Here is an 11,786-nt window from a genome sequence, read left to right on the forward strand (position 1 = left end):
ATTGACAATATTGCTAATTTTAAATGATTTACGGCATGTGCTTTTGTAAATTTTGGATGTCAGCTATAGTGGGTTCATGTCCAACCGAGGGAGTGCCCCATGAAGAAACTGTTCGTAGCCAGCCTGATCCTGTCGCTGAGCGGCGCCGTGCTGGCGGCCGAGCCGACCGCCCAGCAAAACAAGATGAAAACCTGTAATGCGGACGCCGCCGGCAAAAAGGGCGATGAGCGCAAGGCCTTCATGAAGGAGTGCCTGAGCGCCAAGCCGGCCGCCGAAGCGCCCAAGCTGACGCAGCAGGACAAAATGAAGAAATGTAATGCCGATGCCACCGGCAAAAAAGGCGACGAACGCAAAACCTTCATGAAGGAATGCCTGAGCAACAAATAAGCGCAGCAGCAGCAGCGCACCGCGCCGCCCCTGCCAGGCCAACGCCATCCGCGGGATGGCGTTTTTTTTGCGCCTAGGCCGCGTGCTGCTGCTGGCGGTCCTGGCGCCGGTACAGCATCAGCGTGGCAAACAGGCCGCACACGGCGGCCACCGTCATCCACCAGCCCGGCGCGCTCTTGTCGCCGGTGTACTCGATAAGGCCGGTGGCGATGGCGGGCGTAAAGCCGCCAAACAGCGCCGTGGCCAGGCTGTAGGCCAGCGAGAAGCCCACCGTGCGCACCTCGGCCGGCATGACTTCGGTCAGCGCCACCACCATCGCGCCGTTGTAGCTCGCGTACAGGAAGGACAGCCACAGCTCTACTGCCAGCATGCGCGCAAAGCCCGGCGACTGCACCAGCCAGTGCAGCGCCGGATACGCGGTCAGGATGGTCAGCACGGTAAAGCACAGCAGCAGCGGGCGCCGCCCCACGCGGTCCGACAGCGCGCCCATGACCGGCAGCCAGAGGAAGTTGGAGACGCCGATCGCGGCCGTCACCAGCAGCGCGTCGGCGCTGCTCAGGTGCAGCACGCTCTTGCCAAAGGTCGGCGTGTACACGGTGATGAGGTAGAACGACACGGTGGTCATGGCCACCAGCAGCATGCCGCAGATCACCAGCCCCCAGTTGTTGAGCATGGACTGGAAGATCTCGCGCACTTCCGGCCGGTGCTTGCGGGCCATGAACGCCTCGGTCTCCTGCAGCGAGCGGCGGATGACAAACAGCACCGGCACGATCAGGCAGCCGATGAAGAACGGGATGCGCCAGCCCCAGGCGCTGATCTCGGCCGGCGCCAGCCACTGGTTCAGCGCAAAGCCCAGCGCGGCCGCCACCACCACCGCCACCTGCTGGCTGGCCGACTGCCAGCTCACATAAAAGCCCTTGTGGCCCGGCGTCGCCATCTCCGACAGATACACCGAGACGCCGCCCAGCTCGACGCCGGCCGAGAAGCCCTGCAGCAGTCGGCCGATCAGCACCAGCGCCGGCGCCAGATAGCCGAGCGTCGCATAGCCCGGCACACAGGCGATCAGCAGCGTGCCCATGGCCATCAGCGCCAGCGTGACGATCAGGCCCTGGCGGCGGCCCACGCGGTCGACATAGGCGCCCAGCAGGATGGCGCCCAGCGGACGCATCAGGAAACCGGCGCCAAACGTCATGAAGGTCAGCATCAGCGACGCCAGCTCGTCGCCGGACGGGAAGAACGCCGCCGCAATTGCATTGGCATAAAAGCCGAACAGGAAGAAATCAAACATCTCCATGAAATTACCGCTGACCACGCGGATCACGGTAGCGAACTGGCTGGACTTCGGCATACACACCTCGCGCAAAAAAACCACAGATGGCCACCACTATAGTGGAAAACAGTCGCCGCCCAACAACACAGCGCCGGAAATCCACCATTCGTCGCAAACTCTTCGGCAGGCCCGGGCAAGTTCAGTAAAATTAATGTGTCGAATTTGCCAACCTTACCGAGGAATTATCATGCGCCGTACCGCTGTTGCCGTCCTGATCCCCGCCCTGTTTGCCGTGAGCGCCGCCGCGCAGGCGGCCGAGTCCACCCGCAAGCTGCCGTCCTTCATTGCCATCAACGCCAAAGGGGCGTTTTCCATGAACGTCGAAGTGGGCCAGGCGCAGTCGGTGGTGGTCAGCGGCGAAGAGCGCTTCGTGGCCGCGCTCAAGACCGAAGTCATCGACAACGAACTGCAAATCTCGCTGCCGGAAAAGCTGCTCAGCAACGCCAAGGGCGCACCGCGCCTGAGCATCACGCTGCCCGCGCTGAGCCGGGTCAAGGTGGAAGGCGCCGGCGAAGCCATCATCAACAACGTCAACAGCGAGCGCCTCGACATCAGCTACCAGGGCGCCGGCCACCTGGCGGCCAGCGGCAAGGTCAAATACCTGCGCCTGTTCGCACGCGGGGTGGGCGAAGTGGACGCCAAACAAGTCCTGGCCGAGCGCGTCGACGTCCAGTTTGAAGGCGTGGGCGACGTCCGCGTGCACGCCACCGACACGCTCAACGCGGTGGCCAAGGGCATCGGCAGCCTGACCTACTACGGCCACCCGAAAACCGTCAACAAGTCGGTGGCCGGCATCGGCAACGTCAAGGCCGGCGATTAATCCAGCAACTAATTGCCCCGGTGACACACGGTGCGAATGCGGGTAGTATCGGTGACATAAGAACCGCAACGCATCCTGGAGGTGTCCCCTGTGGCTGTGGCAAACGACATAGCGCACTGGCGCGCGCAAATCTTTGCGAGGCTGCTGCTGGTCGTGTTCATCCTGGGCATGGTCACCGCCATCCCCAGCGTGCTGCTGGCCGTCAGCGAAGGCATGTGGTCGATCGCGATCGTCGACACGCTGGCCCTGGTGTGGATCGGCGTGATCTGGCGCTGGCGCCGGCTCGGCTACACCGCGCGCGTGGTCAACTTTCTGGCCGTGGCCATGGTGGTCGGCGTGGCGCTGCTGCTCAAGGTCGGCCCGGTCAGCCAGATCTACCTGCTGGCGGTGCCGGTGCTGGCGGCGCTGCTGCTGGGCCTGCGCCCGGCGCTGTGGACGCTGCTGCTGGCCGGCCTGGCCGTGATGGTGCTGGGCTTTGACGATAACGTCAATCTGCACCTGGCCGGCCTGCCCGACTACGGCTTCCTCAAGGCCGCCATCATCTCGATCAACTTCATGTTCATGACCGCCGTGCTGACGCTGTCATGCGCGGTGCTGCTGCAGCACCTGGAACGCTCGTTCGACCGGCTGTCCGCGCTCAACGCCGAACTGCGCCTGACCTCGGCCGCGCTGGCGCGCCTCAACGACATGGTGCTGATTGCCGAAGTCGACCAGCAGGCCGGCGCCGCCGCGCCGTCGCAGCACATCATCTTTGTCAATCCCGCGTTCGAGCGCCGCACCGGCTACCGGCGCGACGAGGTGCTGGGCCAGAACCTGCGCATGCTGCGCGGCCCCGCCACCGAACAGGCGGTGGTGGCCGACATCGAACGCGCCATGGCGCGCAGCGAAACCGTGCGCGCCGAGCTGCTCAACTACACCAAGGCCGGCGAGCCCTACTGGGTGGAAACCGAACTGGTGCCGTTTGCCGACGAGGGCGGCGTCAACACCCACTGGGTGGCCGTCGAGCGCGACATCACCGAGCGCAAGAAATCGCAGGACGACATCCACCGCCTGGCCTTCTTTGACGTGCTGACCGGCCTGCCCAACCGCCGCCTGCTCATGGACCGCATCGACAAGCTGCTGGCCAGCTCCGAGCGCGGCGCCACCTACAGCGCCGTGATGTTCATAGACCTCGACCGCTTCAAGACCATCAACGACGCGCGCGGCCACGCGATCGGCGACGCCCTGCTGTGCAACGCGGCCGACCGCCTGAGCAAATTGATGCGCAAGGCCGACACCGTGGCGCGCATCGGCGGCGACGAATTCGTGGTGCTGCTGGGCCACCTGTCGCACACGCTGCACGAGGCCAGCCACGCCGCCCTCACGGTGGCCGAAAAAATCCGCACCACCATCGGCCAGGACTTCAGCATCGAAGGCCAGACCTACAACTCCACCGCCAGCATCGGCGTCACCATGCTGCCGCGCAGCGGCGCCGGCGGCCAGAGCGCGCAAGACCTGCTGCGCGAAGCCGACACCGCCATGTACCGCGCCAAGTCCGACGGCCGCAACGGCATCGCCTTCTTTGAAAGCGCGATGCAGGCCGAAGTGGAACGCCGCCTGACGCTGGAACGCGACCTGGTGGCCGCGCTGGCCGCCGGCGAACTGCAGATGCACGTGCAGGCCCAGGTCGACCGCGACGGCCGCGCAGTGGGCGGCGAACTGCTGATGCGCTGGCCGCTGGCCGACGGCAGCATGGTGCCGCCCGGCGTGTTCATCCCGGTGGCGGAAGAATCCGGGCTCATCATCCACCTGGGCGCGTGGGCGCTGCGCCAGGCCTGCGCTGCCGTGCTGCAGCTGCAGGCGGCCGGCCTGGCCATGCCGCTGTCGGTCAACGTCAGCCCCACCCAGTTCCGCCAGAGCGATTTTGTGGCGCAGGTGCAGCAGGCGCTGGCCGACAGCGGCGCGCCGGCGCAGCTGCTTGTGCTGGAAGTGACCGAAGGCCTGCTGATCGACAAGATGGACGACACCATCGCCCGCATGCACCAGTTGACGGCACTGGGCCTGCGCTTCTCGATCGACGATTTCGGCACCGGCTATTCGAGCATGGCCTACCTGAAAAAAATGCCGCTGTACGAACTCAAGATCGACCGCAGCTTCATTATGGACACGCCCGACGACGCCAGCAGCAAGGCGCTGGTGCAATCGATCCTGGCGATGGCGGCCCACCTCGGGCTGCGCGTGGTGGCCGAAGGCGTCGAGACGCAGGCCCAGGCCGACTTCCTGATCGCCCACGACTGCAACTGCATGCAAGGCTATCTGTACGCGCGGCCGATGCCGGTGGCCGCGCTGATTGAACAGTTACACCGCAACACGGCCGTGGCCGCCGCATAAGCCACCCACCAAGGGGAGCACTGTCATGAGATTGAGCGTCGCACAAAAAATGGGCCTGCTGGCCGCCAGCGCGCTGGCCGGCATCGTGCTGCTGGCCGGCGTCAGCCAGTACCAAATGGAGCAGGTATACGAGGCCGCCAACTACTCCACCGTCAACACCGTGCCCAGCGTGGTGACGCTGGACCGCCTGCGCGACAGCGTGCTGCGCCTGCGCATCCGCGTCAACCAGCACGTGCTCAACACCGACGACAAAAAACTCGCCGAGATCGACAAGGGCATCGACGAGATGCGCGTGCTGGTGGACCAGAACCTCAAGAAATACGAGGCGCTGATTTCCGACGACAAGGACAAGGCCATCCTCGCAAAAGAGCGCGACGCCTGGACCAAGGTGCAGCCGCAGATCGCCGCAGTGCTGGTGGAGTCGCGCGCCAACCACAACGACAAGGCGCGCGTCCTGCTGGAGCAGGCGCGCCCGGCGATCCAGGTGCTGCAGGCCGCCATCGACGAACACTTTGACTACAACGTCGCGCTGGGCCAGCAAGGCGCCGACAGCGCGGTGGCCGCCAAGAAGACGGCGGTGCGCAACGCCATCGTGATTGCCGTCGCCACGCTGCTGGTGGTGGCGCTGATCGCCGGCCTCATCACGCGCGTGCTGCTGCGGCAGCTCGGCGGCGAACCGGACTACGCGGCCGACATCGTCAACCGCATCGCCAGCGGCGACCTGACGGTGCAGGTGCGGCTCAAGCCCGGCGACACCAGCAGCCTGCTGGCCGCCATGCACACCATGCTGAGCAACCTGGCGCGCGTGGTCACCGAAGTCAACGACGGCGCCGAGGCCCTGGCCAGCGCCTCCGAGGAAGTCAGCGCCACCGCGCAATCGCTGTCACAGGGCGCCAGCGAACAGGCGGCGGCCGCCGAAGAATCCAGCGCCGCCATCGAACAGATGTCCGCCTCGATCGCGCAAAACACGGAAAACGCCAAAGTCACCGACGGCATGGCCGGCAAGGCCGCGCAGGAAGCAGGCGAAGGCGGCGATGCGGTGCGCTCCACCGTCAGCGCCATGCGCGAGATCGCCCGCAAAATCGGCATCATCGACGACATCGCCTACCAGACCAATCTGCTCGCGCTCAACGCCGCGATTGAAGCGGCGCGCGCCGGCGAACATGGCAAGGGCTTTGCCGTGGTGGCGGCCGAAGTGCGCAAGCTGGCCGAGCGCAGCCAGGTGGCCGCGCAGGAAATCGAACAGGTGGCCTCCGGCAGCGTCAACCTGGCTGAAAAGGCCGGCGCCCTGCTTGACACCATGCTGCCCAACATCAAGCGCACCTCCGACCTGGTGCAGGAAATCACGGCCGCCTCGGAAGAACAGTCGACCGGCGCCAGCCAGATCAACGCCGCCATGAGCCAGCTGAGCCAGACCACCCAGCTGAACGCGTCCAGTTCCGAGCAACTGGCCGCCACCGCCGAAGAAATGAGCGGTCAGGCCGAGCAGCTGCAAAGCACCATGGCCTTCTTCAAGGTGCGCTGACGGCGCGGGCTTACTGCACCACGCTGACGCGCTTGCCGCTGATGCTGCGCTGCGACGGATTGCCATACACCGTCACGCTGCCCGAGCCATTGGCGGACGCCACCAGCGACTGCGTCACCGCCGCTGAAATGCTGCCCGAGCCATTGGTATTGAGTTCCGCGCTCTGGCTGGTCAGGCCGGCCAGGTCGGCGCTGCCGGAGCCATTCAGACGCACCGTCATGCTGCGCACATTGCCGCTGGCGCTGGCGCCGCCCGAACCCTGCACCTCCAGGTTCAGCAGTTCGCCGTTCACGCGGCCCAGCGCCAGCTGGCCCGAACCGCTCAGGCGCGCCACCGTGCTGCCGCTTTCCAGGCCGCCCGCATTGAGGCCGCCCGAGCCGTTCAGACGCGCGTCCAGCCGGCTCACACTGCCGTCCAGGCGCACCGCGCGCGAGCCGTTCAGCGACAGGCTCAGCGGACCGCCATGCAGGCCGCTGATGTGCATATTGCCCGAACCGTTGGCGCTGACCTGGCGCAGCTCCGGCGTGGTGTAGGTGATGCGCAGCGGATGGCTGGTACGCACGCTGCCATCGATCCAGATGCGCAGCGTGCCGCCGCTGGCATCGGTGCGCAGCAGCGGCAGGATGTTGCTGTCGCCCTCCACCTGCAGCGACGGCGCCTGGCCGACACGGATCTCCACCTGCATCGGGCCATTCACATCGATGCCATCGAGCGTGCTGACCTCGCGGCTTTCCGTCGCCTGCTGGCCATTGCCCTCCACCGCATTGCTGCCGAACGCGGATTTGTACTGCATGCCGCCGTCGCCATCCGGCACGACAATCACGGCGCAGCCGGCGAGGATGGAAAGAGCAGCAAGAGCAAAGATAGTACGGCGCATGGTGGAAATCCTTGAAGTGATAGTGTTGCCACTATAGTCATTCCCATGCGCGCAAGGGCGGCCGTGCGACAAACGGTCAAAAACAGGGGATGAAACGCACAAACGGCGGTGTTACCATATTGGCCATGACCGATGCCCGCTCCGACCTCAACGACCTCCGTGACCGTACCCGCCAGTTCGCCCGTGAACGCGACTGGGCACAGTACCACACGCCCAAAAACCTGGCCATGGCGCTCTCCGTGGAAGTGGCCGAAGTGGCCGAACACTTCCAGTGGCTGGCCACCGGCGCCGCCGATGAAATCAGCGACGCCCAGCGCCAGGCGATCCGCCACGAGCTGGCCGACGTGCTGCTCTACCTGGTGCAGCTGGCCGACAAGATGGACGTCGACCTGCACGCCGCCGCCGTCGACAAGATGGTCCTCAACGCCATCAAGTACCCGGTCGGCCGCAAGCTCTGACGCCGCCGGAGCGCCCTTACTGCGCCAGCCCCAGCGCCTGGCGGATCTGTGCCGACACGATGGACCATGACGGCGACGTCGCCGCCACCTCGTCATAGTGGCTGGCGCCCGGCAGCACCAGCAACTGCGCCGCATCGCCGGCCGCCTGCGCGCGGCGCGCATAATCCTGCCCCACGCGCGGCGGCGAGATGGTATCGAGTTCACCGTGGATCAGCACCGTGCGGACACCGGCCGGCAGCATCTCGGCCGGCGAAGTATCGCTGAAAATATCCGGCCGCGCCGCGCTGGCCACACCGGCCAGCTGCACCATATCGCGCTCGCAGCTGGTCTTGATCAGCGCTTCCTCGTGGCGCAGGTCGGCCAGGCCGCCAAGGCTGACCACCACCGGCACCGGCAGCGGATCGGCCACATACAGCGGACTGCTGCGCGGCAGCCGCGCGCGCGACGCCGCCCACTGCGCCAGATGCCCGCCCGCCGAATGCCCCACCAGCACCACGCGCGCCAGATCCAGCTGGTGCTGCGGCGCGAGGGTGCGCAGCAAATCCAGCGCCGTCGCCACATCCTGATACATGCCCGGGTAGCCGCCGCCCTCCTCATCGTAGCGGCGGTATTCCACATTCCACACGGCGATGCCCTGTTCCACCAGGCTGCCGGCCATGCTGCGCATCTGCGTGATGCCGCCAAATGCCTGGGTCCAGCAGCCACCGTGGATCAGCACCACCAGCGGAAACGGTCCCGCGCCCGCCGGCAGAAACAGCTGCGCAAACTGCGATGGCGCAGCGCCATACGCCACCTGCTGCGCCGGCGCCGGACCGTTGAGCGCCAGATAATCCTCCAAGGTCATCGGCGTCGTCACCACGCCGCCGGCACTGCCCTCCACCGCCGCCTGCAATCTGCTGCGCATTTTTTTCAGCATGTCCGTACTCCTGATTTTCGAGCCGCCATGCTACACCAAAAAAAAGGCCGCCCCGAAGGACGGCCCAAAGAACTAAACCCCCGCTTAGAACTTGTAATTGGCGCGCGCGTAGTAGTAGCTGCCGTTGATGCCGAACGGCGAGAACGATGGCAGGATGTTGACCGCCGCATTGTCGCCCGCCGCGCGCTGGTCGGCCAGCAGCGCCGGATTCACACCGTTAGGATAGGTGTTGAACAGATTGTTCGCGCCCATCGCCACCGACCACGCCGTGCTGATCTTGTAGCCCACTTCCAGGTCGGTGATGCCCTTGGCCGCAATCTCCGTCTTGTGGTACACCGAACCATCTTCGCTGCCGTACTCCGACGACTTGCCATAAATCGCCTCGCGCAGGTTGACGGTCCAGTTACCGATCTTCCACAGCGCACCCAGATTCATACGCATGCGCGGCGATGCCGTTTCCAGGTCCGAAATCGCCGTCTTGTCGAGCAGCGTTTGCGGCAGCAGCTGCGCCGGCGCCTGGTTGATCTTGGTGACTTCCACCTTGTTGTAGTTGGCGGCAATCGACCAGTCCACCTTGCCGGCCGTGCCGTAGTTGGAGTTAATCGTCGTCACAAACTCCAGGCCGCGGCTGCGCGTATCCACGCCATTGGAGAAGATGTTGATACCGGTCTGGCTCACCGTGCTGTCAAGTACATTGCCATTGGCCTTGATGGCCGCCGTCACCGCCGGCGAATTCACCGAACCGCCCGAACCATACAGCGCGCCGGAACCGACGATGCGGTCGCGTATCTTGATCTGGTAGACGTCCAGCGTGATCGCCACATTGCTGGCCGGGTTCAGCACGATCCCCAGCGACAGGTTGGTCGAACGTTCAGGCTTCAGGCCATCCACGCCCACCAGCCTGGCGCCGGCCGAATTTGGCGCCAGCTGCACAAACGCCGTGGTCGGGCCAACGTTGGTGGCCGAATAGTATTCCTCCGCCAGCGTCGGCGCGCGGAAACCGTTCGAGAAGGTGCCGCGCACCGCTGCCGCCGGCGAGAAGTCATAGCGGCTGGTGATCTTGCCCACCTTGGCGTTGCCGAAATCGCTGAAGTGCTCATAGCGCGCCGCCAGATCCACCGTCAGGTCAGTCACCGGGTTGCCGGCAAAGTCCACATACGCCGCCTGGTTGGTGCGGCGGTGGCTGCCCGCATCCGTGAGCGAGAAGCCCGGATAGGACTGCGAACCTTCCTTGTAGCGCGAGGCCGGGTCGCCCGCTTCAATCTCATACTTGTCGATGCGGTGCTCGACACCAGCGGCGATATTGAGCGGCTTGGCCCAGCCGATCTCAAACTCCTTGCTGGCCTCCAGCGTGGTGGTGAGCTGGCTCGCAATGAAGGTGCCCGCGCTGAAGTTGGTCGGCGTCGAACCGGTGTCGTTGAACAGCGAGACGTTACCCGAATCGGCCACACCGATGCGCGCCTTGTCGCGGCCATAGGTCGAGCTCAAGTCCGTATTCCAGCCCGCCAGCTTGCCCTTGACGCCCGCCGTGAAAGCGAAATCCTCCTCCTTCATGGTTTCCTTCGGCGAGAAGCCGTTCGGATAAATCTTCGGCAGACGGCTCGGCAGGCGGTAGTTTTCGAACGCGCGCGCTTCCTTGCGGCCGGCGGTGGCAATCGCATACAGCTGGCTGTCCGGCGCGAAGTCCCAGCCGAAGTTGGCGGCAAACACATTCAGGTGATACTGCGCGTCGCCCGCGATGTGGTTCACATGCGGATAGCCCGGATGCTGGAACATGGTCGGATAGGCCGCCATATTGGCCGGGTCGACCACGCGCGGGTCAATGCCGCCACGGTCGCTATAGCCGTGATACTTCGATTCCGCCGTCAGGCTCAGATAGGCGTCGGCAAACGGCTCGACACCGATATTGGCCGAGCCATCCAGCGTGCGGCCGCCGCCATCGACATAGCCGCCGCCGTTGACGGTCGCCGTGCCGCCATGGTTGTTCGATTTCAGGATGATGTTGACCACCCCCGCAATCGCGTCCGAACCATACTGCGCGGCCGCACCATCCTGCAGCACCTCGATATGGTCAATCGCAGATACGGGAATGTAGTTCAGGTCAGCCGCCGCGCCGCCCTGGTACGGGCCGCCCAGCACGGCCAGGTTGGCGGTGCCGTGGCGGCGCTTGCCATTGATGAGCACCAGCGTATTGTTCGGACTCAGGCCGCGCAAACGCGCCGACAACGTCAGGTTGGCGGTGTCGCCGCCAAACGCCTGCGCCGTGAACGACGGCAGATTCTGCGCCAGCGCCTGGATCAGGTCCGGCTGGCCGGTGCGCTGCAGCGAGGCCGAATCGAGCACCTGAATCGGCGACGCGCTGTTCTCCACCTTGATGCCGCTGGAACGCGTCCCGGTGACGATCACCGCGCCCACATTCGGTGCGGCGCCAGCATCGGCCGAGGCGGCGACATCATCGGCGGCCGGATCGGCCGCATGCGCGACGCCGAACGCCAGGGTGGACAGCACGGCTGCAACGCCGGTCTTGAGTATGGCCTTATGCATAGTTAAATCCCCGTTTGAATGAAAAAGAAAACTGCTGAATGCCTGTGGCCTGTTCTATTTTTTCGCTGCGACGACCTCGATCTCCACCAGCCAGCCCGGATTGCTCAGGCCCGCTACCTGCACCACCGCGCGCGCCGGCAGATTGGGCTGGCTACCGCCGAAGTACTGGGTGTAAGCCTCCATAAAGCCCTTGGTATCGGCCTTGCCGCCCTTGGCCGGATCGCCGACCAGGAACACCTGCATCTTCACCACGTCCGACATCTCCAGCTTCATGCCCTGCAGGATTTCCTTGATCTTTTTCAGCACCGATTCCGACTGCGTTTTGGTGTCGCCAAACGCCGCCAGCGAATCCGGCGCCGCTGCCGCATCCACCACCGCCGGCACCTGGCCGCTGATGAAGTGGATCGTGGCGGTCGAAGGCACCGTCACCGCCAGCGCAATCGGAAAATCGGAATTGGGAATCTTGTGGCGCACGATGTCCGCTTTCGGCGCGGCCGCCGCACTACCCACAGCAGCGCACATCAACACGGTGGCAAATACTTTTTTCATGGAGTTCATC

10 protein-coding genes are annotated in these 11,786 nt (G+C 65.0%); 5 read left to right on the plus strand and 5 right to left on the minus strand.

Features of this window, described 5'->3' with window-relative positions; all coding sequences use genetic code 11:
• Nucleotides 1-99: 99 nt before the first annotated feature.
• Nucleotides 100-387: a PsiF family protein gene (locus tag GTP58_RS10005; RefSeq protein ID WP_072786995.1), complete on the plus strand. Its 288-nt coding sequence runs from the start codon at nucleotides 100-102 to the stop codon at nucleotides 385-387.
• A gap of 73 nt (nucleotides 388-460) precedes the next feature.
• On the opposite strand, the gene GTP58_RS10010 is transcribed toward GTP58_RS10005, so the two are convergent.
• Entirely contained in the window at nucleotides 461-1,735 is a 1,275-nt protein-coding gene (locus tag GTP58_RS10010; RefSeq protein WP_072786994.1) for an MFS transporter, read from the minus strand.
• A 169-nt stretch (nucleotides 1,736-1,904) separates the two neighbouring features.
• Between GTP58_RS10010 and GTP58_RS10015 the strand changes: the two genes are divergently transcribed.
• From GTP58_RS10015 to GTP58_RS10025, 3 genes are all read left to right on the plus strand, one after another.
• A complete protein-coding gene (locus GTP58_RS10015; RefSeq protein ID WP_161077411.1) occupies nucleotides 1,905-2,537 on the plus strand; it encodes a head GIN domain-containing protein in 633 nt (210 codons plus the stop codon).
• Nucleotides 2,538-2,633: 96 nt separating this feature from the next.
• The gene (locus GTP58_RS10020) at nucleotides 2,634-4,907 is read left to right on the plus strand and encodes a putative bifunctional diguanylate cyclase/phosphodiesterase (RefSeq protein WP_373924732.1); all 2,274 of its coding nucleotides are present in this window, start codon (nucleotides 2,634-2,636) and stop codon (nucleotides 4,905-4,907) included.
• 25 nt (nucleotides 4,908-4,932) lie between these two features.
• On the plus strand, nucleotides 4,933-6,432 hold the full coding sequence (locus tag GTP58_RS10025; protein WP_161077413.1) for a methyl-accepting chemotaxis protein: 1,500 nt from the start codon (nucleotides 4,933-4,935) through the stop codon (nucleotides 6,430-6,432).
• Nucleotides 6,433-6,442: 10 nt separating this feature from the next.
• Here GTP58_RS10025 and GTP58_RS10030 read toward each other — a convergent pair whose 3' ends face one another.
• Nucleotides 6,443-7,309: a head GIN domain-containing protein gene (locus GTP58_RS10030; protein ID WP_161077414.1), complete on the minus strand. Its 867-nt coding sequence runs from the start codon at nucleotides 7,307-7,309 to the stop codon at nucleotides 6,443-6,445.
• Nucleotides 7,310-7,398: 89 nt separating this feature from the next.
• On the opposite strand from GTP58_RS10030, the gene GTP58_RS10035 reads away from it, so the two are divergent.
• The gene (locus GTP58_RS10035; RefSeq protein WP_373924733.1) at nucleotides 7,399-7,767 is read left to right on the plus strand and encodes a nucleotide pyrophosphohydrolase; all 369 of its coding nucleotides are present in this window, start codon (nucleotides 7,399-7,401) and stop codon (nucleotides 7,765-7,767) included.
• Between the two features lie 16 nt (nucleotides 7,768-7,783).
• On the opposite strand, the gene GTP58_RS10040 is transcribed toward GTP58_RS10035, so the two are convergent.
• The 3 genes from GTP58_RS10040 to GTP58_RS10050 form a co-directional block, all read right to left on the minus strand.
• Nucleotides 7,784-8,683 (minus strand): S9 family peptidase, encoded by a 900-nt coding sequence (locus GTP58_RS10040; RefSeq protein ID WP_161077415.1) that lies wholly within the window; start codon nucleotides 8,681-8,683, stop codon nucleotides 7,784-7,786.
• Between the two features lie 84 nt (nucleotides 8,684-8,767).
• On the minus strand, nucleotides 8,768-11,227 hold the full coding sequence (locus GTP58_RS10045) for a TonB-dependent siderophore receptor (RefSeq protein ID WP_161077416.1): 2,460 nt from the start codon (nucleotides 11,225-11,227) through the stop codon (nucleotides 8,768-8,770).
• A gap of 54 nt (nucleotides 11,228-11,281) precedes the next feature.
• Complete coding sequence (locus tag GTP58_RS10050; RefSeq protein ID WP_072787080.1) at nucleotides 11,282-11,776, minus strand: RidA family protein; 495 nt, start codon at nucleotides 11,774-11,776, stop codon at nucleotides 11,282-11,284.
• Nucleotides 11,777-11,786 lie beyond the last annotated feature (10 nt).

It is taken from the genome of Duganella sp. CY15W, from assembly GCF_009857555.1.
GTDB lineage: Bacteria > Pseudomonadota > Gammaproteobacteria > Burkholderiales > Burkholderiaceae_D > Rugamonas > Rugamonas sacchari.

Excerpts from the sequence above, each read along its gene's own strand:
- GTP58_RS10005 (WP_072786995.1), top strand. The coding sequence starts at position 100 with ATGAAGAAACTGTTCGTAGCCAGCCTGATCCTGTCGCTGAGCGGCGCC.
- GTP58_RS10010 (WP_072786994.1), bottom strand. The coding sequence starts at position 1,735 with ATGCCGAAGTCCAGCCAGTTCGCTACCGTGATCCGCGTGGTCAGCGGT.
- GTP58_RS10015 (WP_161077411.1), top strand. The coding sequence starts at position 1,905 with ATGCGCCGTACCGCTGTTGCCGTCCTGATCCCCGCCCTGTTTGCCGTG.
- GTP58_RS10025 (WP_161077413.1), top strand. The coding sequence starts at position 4,933 with ATGAGATTGAGCGTCGCACAAAAAATGGGCCTGCTGGCCGCCAGCGCG.
- GTP58_RS10030 (WP_161077414.1), bottom strand. The coding sequence starts at position 7,309 with ATGCGCCGTACTATCTTTGCTCTTGCTGCTCTTTCCATCCTCGCCGGC.
- GTP58_RS10035 (WP_373924733.1), top strand. The coding sequence starts at position 7,399 with ATGAAACGCACAAACGGCGGTGTTACCATATTGGCCATGACCGATGCC.
- GTP58_RS10040 (WP_161077415.1), bottom strand. The coding sequence starts at position 8,683 with ATGCTGAAAAAAATGCGCAGCAGATTGCAGGCGGCGGTGGAGGGCAGT.
- GTP58_RS10045 (WP_161077416.1), bottom strand. The coding sequence starts at position 11,227 with ATGCATAAGGCCATACTCAAGACCGGCGTTGCAGCCGTGCTGTCCACC.
- GTP58_RS10050 (WP_072787080.1), bottom strand. The coding sequence starts at position 11,776 with ATGAAAAAAGTATTTGCCACCGTGTTGATGTGCGCTGCTGTGGGTAGT.